Below are 17,812 nucleotides of genomic sequence, written 5' to 3'. Positions count from 1 at the left end.
CTGTGGTCAGTTTAGCAGTCACTTAAGACCGATTTGTCACATTGCCCTCAATCGGGAGCGTGTGATTTTGCGTAAGCCAGCTGCACCTTGGGCGACCGTGTCGAATGAATGGATCGAACGTCTGGCGCAGTCCGGGCGCGCGATCGATTCGATGGAACGCGCGCGTCGCGAAGCCTTCCTCCTGTCTCATCTCATTCTGGCCGCCGGCGTGCTGATCGCAGCTCCGCTGTGGATCGTCGTCAATGGCGCGCCGACGCTCGGCGAGAGCGCGATCTTCGCTCTGGCGCAATTGCCGCTGCTGTCGGTGGCCGCCCTGCTTCGCCTCGACAATCTGAAGACCGCGCAATCCATCGCCGCCTTCGGCTGGCTGGCGCTCGCTGCGGCCTGCCTCTTCACCGGCGCGCATGTCGGCGCGGCGGCGCCCTTCGGCGCGCTCGCTCTCATAGAGGCGACATTCGCCTGCGATCTCGCTCTGATCTCGGCGACGGCCTCCGCCGCTCTCGCCGTGCTCGCGCTCGCGGCGCTGACCGCCGCCTCGGTCGGCGGATTTTTCGAGACGCTGCTGGCGGCGCCGCTGGTCCTCTATGTCGTGCTGCTCGCCCGCAGCGCGGCGAAGGTGGAGACCGTCCGCGCCGAGGCCGAGGCGCGCAACCGTCGCGATCTGCGGCTCGTCTCGGAGGCGGCCGGCGATCTCGTCATCGGCTTCGACGAGGGCGGCGCGGTCGCCTCCGTCGTCGGCGAGGCCGCCAAGACCTATGGCCTCGACGCGCGCGAGCTGATGGGGCGCGGCTTCTTTCAGCGCGTCCATGTCGGCGATCGGCCGGCGTTTTTGAAGCTCGTCTCCGACGCCATCGCCACCGGCGAGGCGATGCGCGCGACGCTGCGGCTGCGCATCGGCCATGCGCGCAACGAGCGCGGCGAGTTCGTCGAGCCGGTGTTTCACTTCTTCGAGGCGCGCAGCAGCCTCGTGGAGGCAGCGGAGGGCGAGCGCGCGGCGGGCGTCGTCTGCATATTGCGCGATGTGACCGCCCAGCGCCACGCCGCCGAGACGATAGAGGCGGCGCGCCGCGAGAGCGAGATGGCCGCCGCCGGCAAGACGCGCTTCCTCGCCAATGTCAGCCATGAGCTGCGCACGCCGCTCAACGCCATCATCGGCTTTTCGGAAATGCTGGCGAGCGAGCAGCTCGCCCCGGCCGATCCCGCCAAGCGCCGCGAATATGCGGAGATCATCCGCAATTCGGGCCAGCATCTGCTCGCCGTCGTCAACACCATCCTCGACATGTCGAAGATCGAATCGGGCTCGATGCAGCTTTCGCCCGAGCCCTTCTCTCTGCCCGAGCTCGTCGATCAATGCGTGAGCATGATGCAGCTGAAGGCCGAGCAGGGCCAGGTGACGCTCTCGCGCGATTATCCCGAGCGGCTCGAGGAGATCGTCGGCGACAAGCGCGCCTGCAAGCAGATCATCATCAATCTTCTCTCCAACGCCGTGAAGTTCACGCCTGCCAATGGCCGCGTGCGCATCCGTCTCGCACCCGACGGCAATTGCCTCGCGCTATCCGTCGTCGACAGCGGCATCGGCATTTCCGCCGCCGATCTCGGCCGGCTGGGCGATCCTTTCTTCCAGGCCAGCGCCAGCCATGATCGCGCCTATGAAGGCACCGGCCTCGGCCTCTCCGTGGTGCGCGGCCTCGTCGGCCTGCATGGCGGAACCATTGCGGTGGAGAGCGCGCCGCGCAGCGGCACCAGCGTCACCGTGCGCCTGCCCCTCGATTGCCGTCCCTTTCAGCACAAGGCCCCCGCTCTCGCCAGAATCGAGACGATCGCCCGGCGCGGCGTCATCCGTCCCGCCGAGGAGCTCGAGGCCGCCGAAGACAGGGTGAAGAAAATTGCGTGAAGCTCTCGCCGGCACAAATCATGATTTTCTGCTCCGCGACGACGATCGCGGCGAGACGCAGCGGCGCGGCCGCGGCGCCAAGGACAAGGCGAAGGCCAATAAGAAAGGCGCGCTGACCCGGCTGTTCGGCGGACGCCGGCGCGGCATCGTGTTTCTCTGCCTCGCCGGCGCGACGGCGATCGGCGTGCCGCTGAACGCGCTCTATTTCCAGGACGGCCGCCATCCGGCGCCGCTGTTCCGCGCCGCGCCCGAGCCGCGCGCATCGGAGCCTCGCGCCGCCGCCGAGGCGCCTGCGCCGCCCGCGCGTCCGACCGCGGCGGCGCCCGCCCAGCCGCAATCCCTTCAGCCGGCGCCCGTCGCTCATGCGGCGGCGCCCAAGCCCGCCGCCAAGCCGGAGCCGGCGCGCGGCGAGAAGCGCGACGCGATCGGCGCGCTGCTCGGCAATGGCCACAAGGACGCGCCCAAGGCCGATGGGGCCGACAAGCATGTGCAGGCGGCGCAGCGCGCGCTCGCCAAGCTCGGCTATGCGCTGCATGCGGATGGCAAGATGGGCGGCGCGACGAAACAGGCGATCGAGAAATATGAGCGCGACAATCACCTTCCCGTCACCGGCGAGGTGACGCAAAAGCTGCTGCGCAAGCTGCAAGGCCAGGCGAGCGTCGCCGCGCACTGACGAAAACGCGCACTGGACGAAAAAGGGAAAGAGCGGCGGACTCCAGCGTCCGCCGCTTTCGCGTCAGGGCTTCTGCATTTCGTCGAAGAGCGCGCCATCGACGAAGAATTTCTTCTGCGCCGCCGGCCAGCCGCCGAAGGCCTTGTCGATTGTCACTAGATCGAGCGTATGGAAGCGCTTCAAATCGTCCGGCGCGGCGAATTCCGGCTTCGACGGACGGTAGCCGTGCTTGGCGATGAGCGCCTGACCGGCCGGCGTGTAGAGGAAGCCGAGATAGGCTTCCGCCGCCTTGCGCGTTCCCTTGGCGTCCACATTGCCGTCGACGATCGACACCGCCGGCTCGGCGAGAATGGACAGCGACGGAACCACGATCTCGAATTTGTTCTTGCCGAATTCGTCTATGGCGAGAAAGGCCTCGTTCTCCCAGGCGATGAGAACGTCGCCGAATCCGCGCTGAGCGAAAGTGGTGGAGGAGCCGCGCGCGCCGGAGTCGAGCACGGGCGCATTCTTGTAGATCGCCTTCACCAGCTCTTTCGTCTTGGCCTCGTCGCCGTCGAACTTCTTCGAGGCATAGGCCCAGGCGGCGAGGAAGTTCCAGCGCGCGCCGCCGCCGGTCTTGGGATTGGGCGCGACGACGACGACGCCGGGCTTGGCGAGATCGTCCCAATCCTTGATCCCCTTGGGATTGCCCTTGCGCACGAGCAGCACGATCGTCGAAGTGTAGGGCGAGGAATTATTGGGGAGGCGTTTCTGCCAATCGGCCGGAATTTTGCCGGTCTTGCTTGCGATGGCGTCTATGTCATTGGCGAGAGCGAGCGTCACCACATCGGCGGCGAGCCCCTCTATGACCGAGCGCGCCTGCGCGCCGGAGCCGCCGTGCGAGGCTTGAATCTGCATGTCCCGGCCGGTGGTCTTCTTCCAATCGGCGGCGAAGGCCTTGTCGACGGCCTTGAACAGCTCCCGCGTCGGATCATAGGAGACGTTGAGCAATGTCTCGCCGGAGGCCGCGGTCGCGAGGCTCAACGAAAGCGCGAGGCCGATCGCGCGTAAAAACCCGCGAGACGGGAAAAGACCGAAATTCGTCTGCATGTCGCTCCTCGAGAAGCTGCGCATCATCCGATTCGCATGGCGTCGAGAGCGAGCCCGAAGGCTCGCGGTCCAAGGGCGAATCTGGACCGCGAGCCTTCGGGCTCGCTCCGATCTGGATGATGCGGACTTTTAGTCTATCAGCTTGGTATTCATATCGGCAATCCCGCGCCCGGCGCAAGCTGCGCGGGCGGATCAGCGCGCGCGCGGGCGGATGCTGGAGGTGACGTCCCAATCCTTCGGCCCGCCTTCGAGCGAGAGCGCCGAGGGCCTCGGCCGCACGGGCGGCAGGGGCGCGGCGAGGATCAGGCTGTCATTGACGCCGCCGCGCGAGGCTTGCGCCTGAAAAGCGGCGAGCGGCGGCTGGGCGCCGGGCGTGTCGACATCGTCGTCGTCCGGCCCATGGGCGACGAGTTGCGGGTCCTGGCCCGGCGGCGGCGCGACGTCGCGCGGGACCGGCTTGCAGATGTGCCGATCGCCATTGCGGCCATGCATGGCGAGATCGACATGAATATGATTGTAATGAAAGGCGTTGGAGCCGGGCGACAGCACAGTGGTGAAATGCCGGCAGGAGCCGCCGTGCACCTCGGCGAGAAAATCCTTCACCTGCTGCTCGCCATGCGTCCAATCGCGCACGATGGAAATCTCGCGCCCGTCGGCGAGCACGAAGCCGCCGATATCGAGCGCATTGCCGAAGGAATGTTCCGAGAGCGGCGCGCCCGCCTGAGCGTTCATGCCGCGGCAGGAATAGGAGCCCATGGAATTGATCTGCGCCACCGGCTGGCCGAAGCGCGCCATGGCCGAGGGCTGCACCACATCGGCGAGCCATTGGTCGAGCTCGGCCACCATGGAGCAGTCGAGCGTCGCACGCGCGTTGAACGTCACCGCGCCGCCCTGCAGCGCCGTGACCCTCAGCGGCTTGGTGAGGCCGCAAATGCCCGGCCCGTCGATCTCCGGCGCGAATTGCACATAGGCGGTGGGCTGCACGCGCTTTTCGGCGAGACAGGCGTTCTCGGCGTGCGCGCGCCACGCCGGGCGCTGCGGCTTGGCCATGAAGCCGCAGCCCGACAGCCCCGCCGCCGCGAGCGGCGCAAGGGCGAGGAGCAGCAATGGCGTTATGTGGCGAGCCATGCCGCGACAATGACGGCGGAGCGTTAACGCAGCGTCGAGAAATGTGGTTAACGTCAATGCTTCTCGGGCGTTGGCGCGAGACGCCTCGGCATGCGCGAATCCGGCCGCAGGCGAGCGACATTCCACCGTCATGCGCGCGTCGTAGTCGGGCCGGCTGAAGCCAGAGCGCAACTTCGCGCTCGGCCGAGGCTGGGGGATTTTTCATGCGCGCAAGACGATTTTCGATAGCGCTTGTGGCGGCTGTTCTCGCGAGCGGCGTCTCCGCGGATGCCGATGAGCGCGGCCTGGAGCGACGGCTGGAGCCGCGCCACGAGCAAAAGACCACGATCGCGGTGTTCGGCGACTGGCCCTATAATCTCAACCTTCTGAACAACGCCAATCTTCTGCTCGACTCGGTCAATTCCGATCCCGAGGTGAGCCTGGTGATGCATGTCGGCGATATTCATTCCGGCAGCATGCCTTGCACCAGCGCCGGAACGCTGCCGCCGATCGCGGCGTCCAATCCCGGCTGGAATCAGCAGATTTTCGCGGCCTTTCAGAAGTTCAAATCGCCGGTCGTCTACACGCCGGGCGACAATGAATGGACCGACTGCCACAAGTCGAAGGAGTCGTCCTCCGGCAAGCCGCTGCAGGAGCTGGCCGCCGTGCGCAGCCTGTTCTTCGCGCGGCCCGGCTGGACGCTCGGCCTCCATGAGATGGAGGTCTACAGCCAGGCGAAATATTTCTCGCCCTCCTATCCCGCCGATGCGCAATTCGTCGAGAATATGATCTGGGTGGATGCGCGGACCGTCTTCGTGACGGTGAACATGCCGGGCTCCGACAATGACGGCCTGCCCTGGAGCAGCGTGGAGGACAAGATTGCGCGCGAGGCGGAGATCGCCGCCCGCACCGACGCCGATATTCGCTGGCTGCAGGCCGCCTTCAATCTCGCCGAGCGCGAGCATGCGGCAGCTGTGGTGATCGGCTTGCAGGCGGATATGTGGGATCCGTCGGCGCTGGCGGCGGGCGGCGACGGGCTCGATCGCTACACCGGCTTCGTGCGCGAGTTGGCGAATCAGGCCGTGCGCTTCCGTCGTCCGGTGCTGCTCATCAACGGCGATTCACATCTTTATGGATCGGATCGTCCGCTCGCCGATCCGTCGAGCGCGACCGGCAAGATTCACAATGCGGCGGCGGCGGCCAATCTCACGCGCATCACCGTCCAGGGCTCGACCAATGCGCCCGGCGAATGGCTGCGGCTGACGATCGACGCGCGCACGCCCGGCGTCTTCAGCTGGAAGAATGTCGCTTATTGCGTCGATCCGCTGACGAGCTGCAAGTAACAAAAAAAGGGCGCGTCCCGCGGGGCGCGCCCATCTCGCAAAATGGGTCAGCTCTGCGGCTCGCCGCGATCCCGGCGCGCGCGCATGAAGGATTCGAATTCCGCGCGATCACGCGCGCGGCGCAGCTCCTCTATATGCTCGGCGAACTCGCGCTCGGCCTCGGCGAGCTTGCGGCGCTCCTCCTCGAGACGGGCGAGCTCGCTCTCGCGCCAATCGTCGAAGGCGACATTGCCCGAGGAGCGCATGAAACCCGGACCACGCCAGCCGCCCGTCGGGCCGGGCTGGCCGGTCGCATCTTTCCAGCGGGCCTGGACATCGGCCGCGCGCTCCTGCGCGAAGGCGAAGAGATCGCCCTCGTAGCCCATCTTCCGCTGCCACACCTTGAAGAGCACGATGGCGAGGCCGATCGGCCAGAAGACGATGAAGCCCAGAACCATCGCCAGCAGCTCGAGCGGCTTCCATGGCCGTCCGCCGTCTCCGAAGCGATAGTGAGATTCGTGCATGCGGGAGTGACGATGACAGCCCATGTTCGGACTCTCCAGTTCCTTCGCTCATCGCAGGCGCGCGCGGACGATCCGGGCGCCGCCTTCGCAATGTGAATGTAACATACATTAACATTGTTGTTTCGCAAGGGGCCCGCCGAAGATTCCGTCTCCGGCGCGCGTCGCCGCTGATTTCGCCTCTCGCGCCGCGGCGCGCTATCCTGCCCGCGACCTTTCCCGCGAATCGTTTCCATGACCGGTTTTTCCGACCAGGACTCAAGCGCGCTCCTCGCTCTGGCGACGCTCATCGGCGCCGCGGCGCTGCCTTTTCTGTTCCGCCTCGCCTTCGGCCGCCGCAGGCGCAAGGGCCGCGCGCGCGCCGCCTCGGTCGTGCTGGCGCTCGGCCGCTCGCGCCGCCTGGCGCTGGTCGCCGCCGCCGGAGCGGAGCGCCTGCTGCTGCTCGGCGAGACCAGCGATGTCGTGATCGAATCCCATATCGCCGACGCCGCGCCGACCGCGGAGACGCCCGCGCCGCCGTCCGAATTGCGCGGCCTGTTTCCGCTCGGCGCCGTCTCGCTGCTCGCAGGGGTCGCGGTGGGAACGCTTTGCGGCGTGTTCCGCCTCGTCCTCGACGCCGCCGGGCGGATGCGCATGGCCATTCCCGATTGGTTCGCGGAGCGCCCCGTTCTGGGCCTCGCGATCATGGTCGCCGGCGCGGCGCTCGCCACCGGGCTCGCGGCCAATCTCGTGCGTCGTTTCGTCCCGGCGGCGGTGGGAAGCGGCATTCCGCATGTCGAATCGGTGATCGACGGCGAGGAGCCGCCCTCCCCGCCGCTGTTGCTGCCGGTTAAATTCATCGGCGGCGTGCTGGCGATGGGCGCCGGCCTCGCGCTCGGCCGCGAGGGGCCGTCGGTGCAGATGGGCGCGACGCTCGCGCATCAGTTCGGCCGCTATTTGCGCTATGACTGGCGCGATCAGCAATCGCTGCTGGCCGCCGGCGCCGGAGCCGGGCTCGCCGCCGCCTTCAACGCGCCGCTCGCCGGCGCGGCCTTCGTGCTCGAGGAATTGCTGCGCCGCTTCGATATGCGCCATGCGACCATAGCGCTCGGCGCTTCGGTCGGCGCCATATCGGTCGTGCGGCTGCTGCTCGGGCCGGAGCCGGAATTGCGCGTCGCGACCCATTATCCTGTCGGGCCGCTCGATGTTCCGCTCGGCCTCGCGCTCGGCGCCGCGACGGGGCTCGCCAGCCTCGCCTATAATCGCGCCATTCTCCGCGCGCTGGACTTCGCCGATCGCTCGCCCTTGCCGGCGGAGGCGAAGGCCGCCCTGGTCGGCGCCGGCGTCGGCGCGATCGGCTTTCTCGCGCCCGATCTCGTCGGCGGCGGCGATAATCTCACGCAAAAGACGCTGGACGGCGCCTATGCGCTCGACGCCCTGCCGCTGGTCTTCGCACTGCGTTTCGCGCTCGGCGTCGTCTCCTATGCGGCGGGAACGCCGGGCGGACTGTTCGCGCCGCTGCTGGCGCTGGGGGCCGAGATCGGGCTCTTTTTCGGCCTCGTGATTCCGGGCGAGGATGGGCCGACCATGGGAATGAAATTCGCGCTCATCGGCATGGCCTCGTTTTTCGCCGCCGTGGTGCGGGCGCCGCTCACCGGCCTGATCCTCATCACCGAGATGACCGACAATTCCCAGCTGCTGCTGCCCATGCTGGCGGCCTGCTTCGCGGCCATGGCCATCGCCGCCATCTGTCGCAACGAGCCGATCTATGACGCGCTGAAGGAGCGCTCCGCCCGTCTCGCGCGGCGGGCGGAGACTTAGGCCGAAGGGACCTCTGCGCGGCGGATGGCGGACTCCATGAGATTGCGCGCCGCCGCGTCGAGCACAGGGGCGGGATCGAGCCCCTTGGCGGGGTCGAAATGGCCGGAGATGGTCAGCATGGCGACGCCATGGGCGAGCGCCCAGAGTTGCAGCGCCAGCTTGCGCGCGCCCTGCGCCGGAACCCCGCGCTGCTGGAGAAAAGCCACCACCGAGCGCCACAGAATATCCAGCGCATGATCGGCGGCGTCGGCGGAGGGCTCGCTCGCCAGCGTCGCCGCCGAACCGAACATTGCGGCATAGAGGCCCGGCTCCTCACGCGCGAAGGCGAGATAGGCCGCGCACATGCGCCACATGGCCGCCGCCGCCTCCGGCCGCCCTTCGTCCCAGGCTTTTTCCAACGCCGCGCCGAAGGAGAGAAAGCCGCGCCGGGCGACCTCGTTCAGCAAATCCTCGCGGCTGGCGAAATGACGATACGGCGCGGCCGCCGTGACGCCGACGCGCTTGGCCGCCTCGCCGAGGCTGAGATTGGCCGGCCCGCCTTCCGCCAGCAGCTCGAGCGCAGCCTCGACCAGCGCCTCCTTGAGGGCGCCATGGTGATATTTGCGCTTGATGGTCATTCGTGCGGCATGCGTGAGGCGAAGCGTTCGCGCAGCCGTCGCACAGATGGACGTCGAAGGGAAGTGGGCGCGCGAGAGTCGAGCCGTCAGGCGCGGCGTGCTTCGAGACGCGGCCTTCGGCCGCTCCTCAGCATGAGGCACGCTTGTGTGACCCAGAGCAACCCCTCATGCTGAGGAGCCCGCATAGCGGGCGTCTTAAAAGCACGAGGGGCTCCAGGAGGCGGAAGCTCATCCCGCCTCCGGCCGCACCATATGCTCCTTCAGCACCTGCTCCGTGCCGGCGTCGATCTCCTGCAAGAGCACCTCATAGCCCCAGAGATTGGCGAGATGGCCGAGCACCATTGCGGCGTTGGTCAGCTCCAGCATCTTGCCGTCGCGCACGCGATGATGCAGCACGAGCTTGCGATTGCCGGCGAGATCGACATCGACGATCTGAATGTCCGGCGCATAGCCGCCGACGTCATATTGCGCGGCGAGGCTGCGGCGCAGATCGCGATAGCCGCGCTCATTATGGATCGACGACACTTCGAGATGCGGCTGCTCGCGATCGTCGACGACATGGAACAGCCGCCAATTGCGAATGAGCCGCGGGCTCAGAAATTGCGCGATGAAGCTGTCGTCGCGGTAATTCGCCCAGACATGGCGCAGCACCTCCATCGCATCGCCGGTTCCGGCGATCTCGGGGAACCAATAGCGGTCCTCCTCGGTGGGCTCGCGCACGATGCGCTCTATATCGCGCATCATGTCGAAGCCGAGCGCATAAGGATTGACGCCATTGTAGGACGGGCTGTCGTAGAAGGGCTGCCGCGTGGCGTTGGTGTGCGAGGTGAGAAACTCGAGGAAGCTGCCGTCGTCGATCCGCCCCGTCTCGTGCAGTCGATTGAGCAAGCGATAATGGCAATAGGTGGCGCAGCCCTCGTTCATCACCTTGGTCTGCTGCTGCGGATAGAAATATTGCGCGATGAGCCGCACGATGCGCAGCACCTCTCGCTGCCATGGCTTTAGACGCGGCGCGGCCTTCTCGAGAAAATAGAGGATGTTCTCTTGCGGCAGGCCGAGCAGGGCGCGACGCTTGTCGCCGGCCAATTGCTTCGCGCCATGCGCGCGGCCGGGGACGGTGCGCCACAGATCGTCATAGACGCGCTCGCGCTCCTCCTTGCGATCCTGCTCGCGCTTTTCTTCCATATGGAGGTTGAGGGGACGCTTGCGCGGATAGCGGTCTATGCCTTGCGGCATCAGCGCATGGGCGGCGTCGAGCAGGCGCTCCACCTCCGCATGGCCGTAGCGCTCCTCGCAATTGGCGATATAGGCCTTGGCGAAGGAGAGATAATCCAGAATGCCTTCTGGATCGGTCCATTGCCGGAACTGGTAATTATGCTTGAAGAAATGATTGTGGCCGAAGGCGGCGTGCGCGATCACCAGCGTCTGCATAGTGGCGGAATTCTCCTCCATTATGTAGCTGATGCAGGGATCGGCGTTGATGACGATCTCATAGGCGAGGCCCTGCAGCCCCATGCGATAAATGCCCTCGTGCTGGGCGAAGCGCTTGCCGAACGACCAATGCTTGTAGAAGAGCGGCATGCCGGTCGAGGCGTAGGCGTCGAGCATCTGCTCGGCGGTGATGATCTCGATCTGATTGGCGAATGTATCGAGCCCGAGCTCCTTGTGCGCAATGTCCGCGACCGCGTCGTGGATGCGCTGGATCGTGCCGAAATCCCAATCCTTGCCTTCATAGAGCAGCTCGCCGCGCATCAGCCGACCTCCGCCGTCTTGGCCGCGCGCCGCTGGAACAATTGCCGGAACACGGAATAGATATGCTCGCGCCGGGAGACGCGACGCATCTGGAATTTCTCGCTTTCCTTTTGCAGCGCGGCATAGGTGAGCCATAGCGAGCTCTGCCCGTGATGCGGCACATAGCCATGCGTCTCGGTATTCGGCCCGCTCACTTCCACATAGGCGAAATATTGGCACAGCGGCAGAATTTGGTTCTGCAGAAGCTCGCGCGTCTGCGGATTGTCGCTGGAGAGATTGTCGCCGTCCGAGGCCTGCGCGGCGTAGATGTTCCACACGCCCGGATCATAGCGCTCGCGAATGACCTTCAGCATCTCCTGCAGAGCGGAGGAGACCATTGTGCCGCCGGTCTCGGCGGAGCGGAAGAACGTGTCCTCGTCCACTTCGCCGGCGCGATCCGTATGGCGGATGAAGACGATCTCGACGCGCTTGTAGCGCCGCGTCAAGAACACATGCAGTAGCATGAAGAAGCGTTTGGCGAGATCCTTCATATGCTCGGTCATGGAGCCGGAGACGTCCATGAGGCAGAACATCACCGCCTGCGTCACGGGCTTGGGAAAACGCTCGAAGCGGCGATAGCGCAGATCGATCGGATCGAGATAGGAAATGCGCGACCGCTTGTTGCGCAGCGTCTCGAGCTCGGCGGCGAGGCGCTCGGATTCGGCGTCGTCGCGGCTCTGCGCCTCCACGAGGCGGCTCTCGAGATCGTCGATCGCCGATTGCTTGGGACGCTTCAGCGCGATGCGCCGCGAGAGCGAGGTTTGCAGCGTGCGGTGCAGCGCGAGATTGGCCGGCGTGCCCGTGGTGGTGTAGCCGGCGCGGCGCAGACCTTCTTTCTCTGTTTGCGCGACGCGCCTTTTGGCGAGATCGGGCAGCTCGAGATCATCGAGGAAGATGCTCAAAAATTCGTCACGCGAGAGGATGAAGCGAAAGGCGTCCTCCTGCCCGTCACCGCGGCCGACCTGACCTCCCCCGCCTTCGCCCTCGCCTTCGCCGCGCGGGCGCTCGATGAGGTCGCCCTCGACATAATCCTTATTGCCGGGCAGCACGAGATCGCGCCGCGAGCCCTGCGTGTGGCGGAATGTGGGCTCGCGCGTGCCCTCGGAGGGAATGGAAATCTCTCCGGGGCTCTCGAGATCGCCGATCGCTCGGTCCTTGCTCGCCTCGCGAACCGCCTTCTCCACCATATCCTTGGCGCGGCGCAAAAAGCGCTGGCGGTTCGCGAAGCTCTTGCCTCCGGGATTCAACCGACGATCGACGATGTGCATCGTTCCATCACCCGTTCTTCACCGGCTCGCCTTACGATCAGCCGGCCTGTTTTACGCGCATGTACCACTCGACCAGACGGCGCACCTGACGCTCCGTATAGCCGCGGGCCATCATGCGGCTTACGAATTCTGCATGTTTTTTTTCTGTCTGCGTGTCTTTTTTCGATCCGAATGAAATGACCGGCAGCAGCTCCTCCACCTGGGAGAACATGCGCCGCTCGATGACGTCGCGGATCTTCTCATAGCTCGCCCAGGAGGGATTGCGCCCCTCGTTGGCCGCGCGCCAGCGCAGCGCGAACTTCACCACCTCATTGCGGAAGTCCTTGGGATTGGCGATGCCCGCGGGCTTCTCGATCTTGGTCAGCTCCTGGTTCAAAAGGTCGCGGTCCAGCAGCTGTCCCGTGTCCGGGTCCTTGAAATCCTGATCCTCGATCCAGGCGTCGGCATAGTCGATATAACGGTCGAAGAGATTCTGTCCGTAATCCTGATAGGACTCTAGATAGGCCTTCTGAATCTCATGGCCGATGAATTCTGCGTAGCGCGGCGCGAGCTCGGCCTTGATGAACTCGAGATAGCGCTTCTCGATCTCCGGCGGCATCTGCTCGCGGCGCAGCGACTGCTCCAGCACATACATGAGATGCACCGGGTCGGCCGCGACCTCGACCGTATCGTGATTGAAGGTCGCCGCCAGCACCTTGAAGGCGAAGCGCGTCGAGCAGCCGTCCATGCCCTCGTCGACGCCGGCGGCGTCCTTATACTCGAGCATGCTGCGCGCGCGCGGGTCCACCTCGCGCAGGCTCTCGCCGTCATAGACGCGCATCTTGGAGAAGAGATTGGAGTTCTCATGCGGCTTCAGGCGCGAGAGCACGATGAAGCGGGCGAGCATCTCCAGCGTGCTCGGCGCACAGCTCGCCTCAGCGAGCTCGGAGCCGCGCAGCAGCTTCTCATAAATATGCTGCTCTTCCGTCACCCGCAGGCAATAAGGCACCTTGATCACATAGATGCGATCGATGAAGGCCTCATTGTTGCGGTTGTTCTTGAAGCTCTGCCACTCCGCCTCGTTGGAATGGGCCATGACGATGCCGGAGAAGGGAATTGCGCCGATATTCTCGGTGCCGATGTAATTTCCCTCCTGCGTCGCCGTCAGCAGAGGATGCAGCATCTTGATCGGCGCCTTGAACATCTCGACGAATTCGAGAAGGCCCTGATTGGCGCGGTTGAGGCCGCCGGAATAGCTGTAGGCGTCCGGGTCCGCCTGCGCGAGATTCTCGAGCTTGCGAATGTCCACCTTGCCGACGAGCGAGGAGATGTCCTGATTATTCTCGTCGCCCGGCTCGGTCTTGGCGATGCCGATCTGGCGCAGGCGCGATGGCGTGATCTTCACCACGGAGAATTTGGTGATGTCGCCGCCGAACTCGTCGAGACGCTTGAGGCACCAGGGGCTCATCAGCCCGTTGAGGCGCCGGCGCGGAATGCCGTAGCTCTGCTCGAGCATGTCGCCCGCCGTCGCCGGATCGAAGAGGCCGAGCGGGCTCTCGAAGACGGGCGAAAGCTCGTCGCCGGCCTTGAGCACATAGATGGGATCGATCTCCATCAGCGCCTTCAGGCGCTCGGCGAGGGAGGATTTGCCGCCGCCGACAGGACCGAGCAGATAGAGGATCTGCTTGCGCTCCTCGAGCCCCTGCGCCGCATGGCGGAAGAAGCTGACGATCCGCTCGATCGTCTCCTCCATGCCGAAGAATTCGGCGAAGGCCGGATAGACGCGGATGGTGCGATTCATGAAGATGCGGCCGAGCCTCGGGTCGCGCGAGGTGTCGATCAGCTCCGGCTCGCCGATCGCGTCGAGAATGCGCTCCGCTGCGCTCGCATAGGTCTTCGGATTCTCGCGGCATAGATCGAGGTATTCGGAGAGCGTCATCTCGACGGCTCTTCTGCCTCTGTAGGACCTCGCAAAATCCGCAAAAACGTCGGAGTTCGTCATGGGGCACCTGTCGCTGGAGCGCTATGGCTCACGATTCCCGAGACGGCTCGAAATCCATCGGCCGCCCTCTCGTCTTCGCCGTCGACCGCCCCACCCCTGTCGATGGCCAAAAGACCGAGCTCAGGGCATTCGAGGCAAGGTTTGTGCCGGTCGCGGCGGGAAGCTCGTCTCCTGTCATATGAGCATCGAAGTCTGCTCAGGGTAGACGTAACAGTTGCGATTCCCTCGTCGCCGAGAGCGTCCGCATCACGCGCGCGCCGATATCGCTCCACGCGGGCCGTCGATATCAACTGGGGCGCGATCGCTGATATTGGCGAAGTTCGGGGGCCGCGTCGACACCAATCCTTTTCCCGATGGTAAAGTTCTCGAGAAGGAGCAGCTCAGCCCGCTTTTCCCTCCGCTGCGGCGCAGCGTCCGCACAGGCCCGCGATCTCGACGACGCGCGTGCGCGGCTGGAAGCCGGCCGCCGCGGTGAGGCCGGCGAGGCCGCGCGTCAGCTCCGGGCTCGTCGCCTCGCTCACCTCGCCGCATTCGTCGCAAATGAGGAAGATCACCGGCTCGCCGGCCTCATGCGCATGGCCGCAGACGACGAAAGCGTTGCGGGAGGCCAGCCGATGCGCGAGGCCCTGGTCCAGCAGATAGCCGAGCGCCCGATAGACCGAGATCGGAGCCGGGCGCTTGCCGCTCTCGTCGGCGAGAAGATCGATCATCTCATAGGCGCCGACCGGCCGGTTCGCCTTGGTGAGAATATCCAGCGCGGCGCGGCGCGCCGGCGTGAGGCCCCGCGCCGTCGTCCCCGGCGCCGCTCGCTTGGTGGTCATGGGACATTGTAGCGCGCCGCGGCCGTCCTGACGAGAGCGCCCGCGCCGGCTTGCGCGCGCGCGGCGCGTCTCTATAGTCGCGGCGCGATGCGCGCCCGCGCGAGGCGGCGCCGAAAGAAGTAAGTATCTCGAATGACCCGCTCCAAGAAAGACATCAAACGCGTCGTTCTCGCCTATTCCGGCGGCCTCGACACCTCGATCATCCTCAAATGGCTGCAGACGACCTATGGCTGCGAGGTGGTGACCTTCACCGCCGATCTCGGCCAGGGCGAGGAATTGGAGCCCGCCCGCGCCAAGGCCGAGCTGCTGGGCGTCAAGCCCGAGCACATCTTCATCGAGGATCTGCGCGAGGAGTTCGTCCGCGATTTCGTCTTCCCCATGTTCCGCGCCAACGCCCAATATGAGGGGCTCTATCTGCTCGGAACCTCGATCGCCCGCCCGCTCATCGCCAAGAAGCAGATCGAGATCGCCCGCCGGCTCGGCGCCGACGCCGTCTGCCACGGCGCCACCGGCAAAGGCAACGACCAGGTCCGCTTCGAGCTCGGCTATTACGCGCTGGAGCCGGACATCACGGTCATCGCCCCCTGGCGCGAATGGGACCTGACCTCCCGCACCGCGCTCATCGATTTCGCGGAGAAGAACCAGATTCCGATCGCCAAGGACAAGCGCGGCGACGCGCCCTTCTCGGTCGACGCCAATCTTCTGCACACCTCTTCGGAGGGCAAGGTGCTCGAGGATCCGGCGGAGGAAGTGCCGGATTATGTCTATTCCCGCACCATCGATCCCGAAAAGGCGCCGGATGTCCCGCAATATGTCACCGTCGATTTCGAGAAGGGCGACGCCGTCGCCGTCGATGGCGTGGCGCTCTCGCCGGCGGCGCTGCTGACCAAGCTCAACGAGCTCGGCCGCGCCCATGGCATAGGGCGGCTCGATCTCGTCGAGAACCGCTTCGTCGGCATCAAGTCGCGCGGCATGTATGAAACTCCCGGCGGCGCCATTCTGCTCATCGCCCATCGCGGCATAGAGAGCGTGACGCTGGACCGCGGCGCGGCGCATCTCAAAGACGAGATCATGCCGAAATACGCCGAGCTGATCTACAACGGCTTCTGGTTCGCCCCGGAGCGCGAGATGCTGCAGGCCTTGATCGACAAGAGCCAGGAGCTGGTCACCGGCCGCGTGCGGCTGAAGCTCTACAAGGGCTCTGTCCATGTCGTCGGCCGCGAGAGCCCCTACTCGCTCTACGACAAGGAGCTCGTCACCTTCGAGGAGGGCGCGGTGGCCTATGACCATCGCGACGCCGAAGGCTTCATCAAGCTCAATGCGCTGCGCCTGCGCACCTTGGCCAAGCGCAACGCCCGCGGCGCGAAGGACAAGCCCTAGCCTCTCGGCTTCTGCCGGAAAGTTGCGTTTCCGTTCCGACATGGGCCGGAAACGCTCTGGACCGGAAAGGCTCCAGCCTCCACGACTTCGCCTTCGATAAATCGAGAAACGGTCGCACTATATGAGGAAGTTCGGCTTCGCAACCGAGGCTGATCCCATGCTGCGAACCATTCTCGTGGCGCTGATCATCTGCCTCGCCCTCGTCGGCGGGGCGGCGACAGCGCTGTATCTCTACAACCGCCCGACGGAGCTGCGGGTCGCCGTCGCCCAGGGCGCGCAGGACCACCGCCTGCTCGTCGCGGCGGCGCAGGCATTCTCGCATCAGCACGAGCCAGTTCGGCTGAAGGTCGTGCCGGTCGCCGACTCGGCCGCGGCGTCGGCCGCGCTCGAGCAAGGCGCGGCCGATCTCGCAGTGGCGCGCAGCGACGCGCTGCCGCCCTCGGCACAGGCCATCGTCATCCTGCATCGCAACGCCGCCGTGCTGGTCGCGCCGAGCGGCTCCAAGATCAAGCGCGTCGGCGATCTGCGCGGCAAGAGAATCGGCGTCGTTCAGGAGATCGTCGGCGGGCGCGGCAATGTCCGGCTGCTCGGGACAATCCTGGCTCAATATGACATTCCCGAGCCAGGCTTTGCGACAGTCCCGCTCCAGCCGGGGGAGGTCGAGGCGGCGCTGCGGGCACGCAAGGTGGACGCCATATTTCTGGTCGCCGTTCCGCAGATCGGCCCGGCGAGCGAGATCATCCACCAGATCGTCGCCGGCGCCGGAAAGCCACCGGTCTTTCTCCCCGTGTCGGAAGCCCAGGCCATCGCCAAGCGCTATCCGACGCTCGAATCGACCGAAATCGTCCATGGGGCCTTCGGCGGCGACCCGCCGCGCCCGGAGAAGGCGCTGGAGACCACCAGCGTCGCCGTCCTGCTCGTCGGGCGTGCGTCGATTCCGGCGAGCGTCGCCGGCGAGGCGACGCGCCAGTTCCTCACCCATAGATCGACCATCGCCGCGCTCGCGCCGCTCGCCAATAATATCGAGGCGCCCTCCACCGACAAGGATGCGGCGGTCCCCGCGCATCAGGGCGCGATCGACTTCATCGACGGCAACGAACGCGGATTTTTCGACAAATACAGCGACTTCTTCTATCTCGGCGCGATGCTCGCCTCGCTCTTGGGCTCCGCCGCGGCGGCGCTCGCCAGCCGCATGCGGACAAAGACGCATCAGCGCTCCGAGCAGCTGATCGAGCGCCTGCTCGAGATTCTGCCCGCCGCCCGCGCCGCCCAGGACTTCGCCGAGCTCGACAGCTATGAGCGCGAGCTGGACCAGGCGCTGGTCAGCTCCGTCGCCGATCTGCGCCTGCGCAATATGGACGGTACCGCGCTGCATGTCGTCTCGCTGGCGCTGGACCAGGCGCGGCTCGCGATCCAGGACCGCCGCCGCACGCTCTGCGAGGCGAAGAGCGCGGCCACGGTGACGCCGCTCAAAAATATCCGCATCGCGGAATAGGGCCGGCGACTGTGCGCCAGCGCACAGTCTGGCCGGGCGACGCTCGCATAATT

General features: G+C 65.8%; 14 protein-coding genes. 6 read left to right on the top strand and 8 right to left on the bottom strand.

Annotation, left to right across the window (positions count from 1 at the left end; all coding sequences use genetic code 11):
* Positions 1–151 precede the first annotated feature (151 nt).
* Together GYH34_RS04540 and GYH34_RS04535 are read left to right on the top strand one after the other, a co-directional pair.
* On the top strand, positions 152–1,894 hold the full coding sequence (locus tag GYH34_RS04540; RefSeq protein WP_161912552.1) for an ATP-binding protein: 1,743 nt from the start codon (positions 152–154) through the stop codon (positions 1,892–1,894).
* Complete coding sequence (locus GYH34_RS04535; protein WP_161912551.1) at positions 1,887–2,567, top strand: peptidoglycan-binding domain-containing protein; 681 nt, start codon at positions 1,887–1,889, stop codon at positions 2,565–2,567. The genes GYH34_RS04540 and GYH34_RS04535 overlap by 8 nt, the downstream gene beginning before the upstream one ends.
* A gap of 63 nt (positions 2,568–2,630) precedes the next feature.
* Here GYH34_RS04535 and GYH34_RS04530 read toward each other — a convergent pair whose 3' ends face one another.
* Together GYH34_RS04530 and GYH34_RS04525 are read right to left on the bottom strand one after the other, a co-directional pair.
* On the bottom strand, positions 2,631–3,656 hold the full coding sequence (locus GYH34_RS04530; RefSeq protein ID WP_161912550.1) for a sulfate ABC transporter substrate-binding protein: 1,026 nt from the start codon (positions 3,654–3,656) through the stop codon (positions 2,631–2,633).
* A gap of 192 nt (positions 3,657–3,848) precedes the next feature.
* Positions 3,849–4,784, bottom strand: coding sequence for an extensin family protein (locus GYH34_RS04525; RefSeq protein ID WP_161912549.1), 936 nt, complete (start codon positions 4,782–4,784; stop codon positions 3,849–3,851).
* Positions 4,785–5,017: 233 nt separating this feature from the next.
* On the opposite strand from GYH34_RS04525, the gene GYH34_RS04520 reads away from it, so the two are divergent.
* Complete coding sequence (locus GYH34_RS04520; RefSeq protein ID WP_161912548.1) at positions 5,018–6,106, top strand: metallophosphoesterase; 1,089 nt, start codon at positions 5,018–5,020, stop codon at positions 6,104–6,106.
* Positions 6,107–6,153: 47 nt separating this feature from the next.
* On the opposite strand, the gene GYH34_RS04515 is transcribed toward GYH34_RS04520, so the two are convergent.
* Positions 6,154–6,633 carry a DUF2852 domain-containing protein gene (locus tag GYH34_RS04515; protein WP_161912547.1) on the bottom strand — a complete coding sequence of 160 codons (480 nt, stop codon included), beginning with the start codon at positions 6,631–6,633 and terminating at the stop codon, positions 6,154–6,156.
* A 207-nt stretch (positions 6,634–6,840) separates the two neighbouring features.
* Here GYH34_RS04515 and GYH34_RS04510 point away from each other — a divergent pair, with 207 nt between their 5' ends.
* Positions 6,841–8,406 carry a ClC family H(+)/Cl(-) exchange transporter gene (locus GYH34_RS04510; protein ID WP_161912546.1) on the top strand — a complete coding sequence of 522 codons (1,566 nt, stop codon included), beginning with the start codon at positions 6,841–6,843 and terminating at the stop codon, positions 8,404–8,406.
* Here the strand turns inward: GYH34_RS04510 and GYH34_RS04505 are convergent.
* The 5 genes from GYH34_RS04505 to GYH34_RS04485 all read right to left on the bottom strand — a co-directional run bounded on the left by GYH34_RS04505 (position 8,403) and on the right by GYH34_RS04485 (position 14,884).
* Positions 8,403–9,023, bottom strand: coding sequence for a TetR/AcrR family transcriptional regulator (locus tag GYH34_RS04505; RefSeq protein ID WP_161912545.1), 621 nt, complete (start codon positions 9,021–9,023; stop codon positions 8,403–8,405). The genes GYH34_RS04510 and GYH34_RS04505 overlap by 4 nt on opposite strands.
* A 228-nt stretch (positions 9,024–9,251) precedes the next feature.
* Entirely contained in the window at positions 9,252–10,775 is a 1,524-nt protein-coding gene (locus GYH34_RS04500) for a SpoVR family protein (protein ID WP_161912544.1), read from the bottom strand.
* A complete protein-coding gene (locus GYH34_RS04495; protein ID WP_161912543.1) occupies positions 10,775–12,082 on the bottom strand; it encodes a YeaH/YhbH family protein in 1,308 nt (435 codons plus the stop codon). The genes GYH34_RS04500 and GYH34_RS04495 overlap by 1 nt, the downstream gene beginning before the upstream one ends.
* A gap of 37 nt (positions 12,083–12,119) precedes the next feature.
* On the bottom strand, positions 12,120–14,063 hold the full coding sequence (locus GYH34_RS04490; protein ID WP_161912542.1) for a PrkA family serine protein kinase: 1,944 nt from the start codon (positions 14,061–14,063) through the stop codon (positions 12,120–12,122).
* Positions 14,064–14,443: 380 nt separating this feature from the next.
* A complete protein-coding gene (locus tag GYH34_RS04485; protein ID WP_161912541.1) occupies positions 14,444–14,884 on the bottom strand; it encodes a transcriptional repressor in 441 nt (146 codons plus the stop codon).
* Positions 14,885–15,016: 132 nt separating this feature from the next.
* Here GYH34_RS04485 and GYH34_RS04480 point away from each other — a divergent pair, with 132 nt between their 5' ends.
* Entirely contained in the window at positions 15,017–16,264 is a 1,248-nt protein-coding gene (locus tag GYH34_RS04480; protein WP_161912540.1) for an argininosuccinate synthase, read from the top strand.
* A 157-nt stretch (positions 16,265–16,421) separates the two neighbouring features.
* Positions 16,422–17,759, top strand: coding sequence for a TAXI family TRAP transporter solute-binding subunit (locus GYH34_RS04475; protein ID WP_244635272.1), 1,338 nt, complete (start codon positions 16,422–16,424; stop codon positions 17,757–17,759).
* The last annotated feature ends 53 nt before the right edge of the window (positions 17,760–17,812 follow it).

The sequence above is a fragment of the Methylosinus sp. C49 genome, assembly GCF_009936375.1.
In the GTDB taxonomy this organism is placed as follows: domain Bacteria; phylum Pseudomonadota; class Alphaproteobacteria; order Rhizobiales; family Beijerinckiaceae; genus Methylosinus.
This window is presented reverse-complemented; position numbering and strand designations above follow the sequence as displayed.

Coding starts and splice junctions, on each gene's coding strand:
- GYH34_RS04505 (WP_161912545.1), bottom strand. CDS start 9,023: ATGACCATCAAGCGCAAATATCACCATGGCGCCCTCAAGGAGGCGCTG.
- GYH34_RS04485 (WP_161912541.1), bottom strand. CDS start 14,884: ATGACCACCAAGCGAGCGGCGCCGGGGACGACGGCGCGGGGCCTCACG.
- GYH34_RS04475 (WP_244635272.1), top strand. CDS start 16,422: ATGCTGCGAACCATTCTCGTGGCGCTGATCATCTGCCTCGCCCTCGTC.
- GYH34_RS04480 (WP_161912540.1), top strand. CDS start 15,017: ATGACCCGCTCCAAGAAAGACATCAAACGCGTCGTTCTCGCCTATTCC.
- GYH34_RS04540 (WP_161912552.1), top strand. CDS start 152: ATGGAACGCGCGCGTCGCGAAGCCTTCCTCCTGTCTCATCTCATTCTG.
- GYH34_RS04525 (WP_161912549.1), bottom strand. CDS start 4,784: ATGGCTCGCCACATAACGCCATTGCTGCTCCTCGCCCTTGCGCCGCTC.
- GYH34_RS04510 (WP_161912546.1), top strand. CDS start 6,841: ATGACCGGTTTTTCCGACCAGGACTCAAGCGCGCTCCTCGCTCTGGCG.
- GYH34_RS04490 (WP_161912542.1), bottom strand. CDS start 14,063: ATGACGAACTCCGACGTTTTTGCGGATTTTGCGAGGTCCTACAGAGGC.
- GYH34_RS04495 (WP_161912543.1), bottom strand. CDS start 12,082: ATGCACATCGTCGATCGTCGGTTGAATCCCGGAGGCAAGAGCTTCGCG.
- GYH34_RS04500 (WP_161912544.1), bottom strand. CDS start 10,775: ATGCGCGGCGAGCTGCTCTATGAAGGCAAGGATTGGGATTTCGGCACG.
- GYH34_RS04515 (WP_161912547.1), bottom strand. CDS start 6,633: ATGGGCTGTCATCGTCACTCCCGCATGCACGAATCTCACTATCGCTTC.
- GYH34_RS04530 (WP_161912550.1), bottom strand. CDS start 3,656: ATGCAGACGAATTTCGGTCTTTTCCCGTCTCGCGGGTTTTTACGCGCG.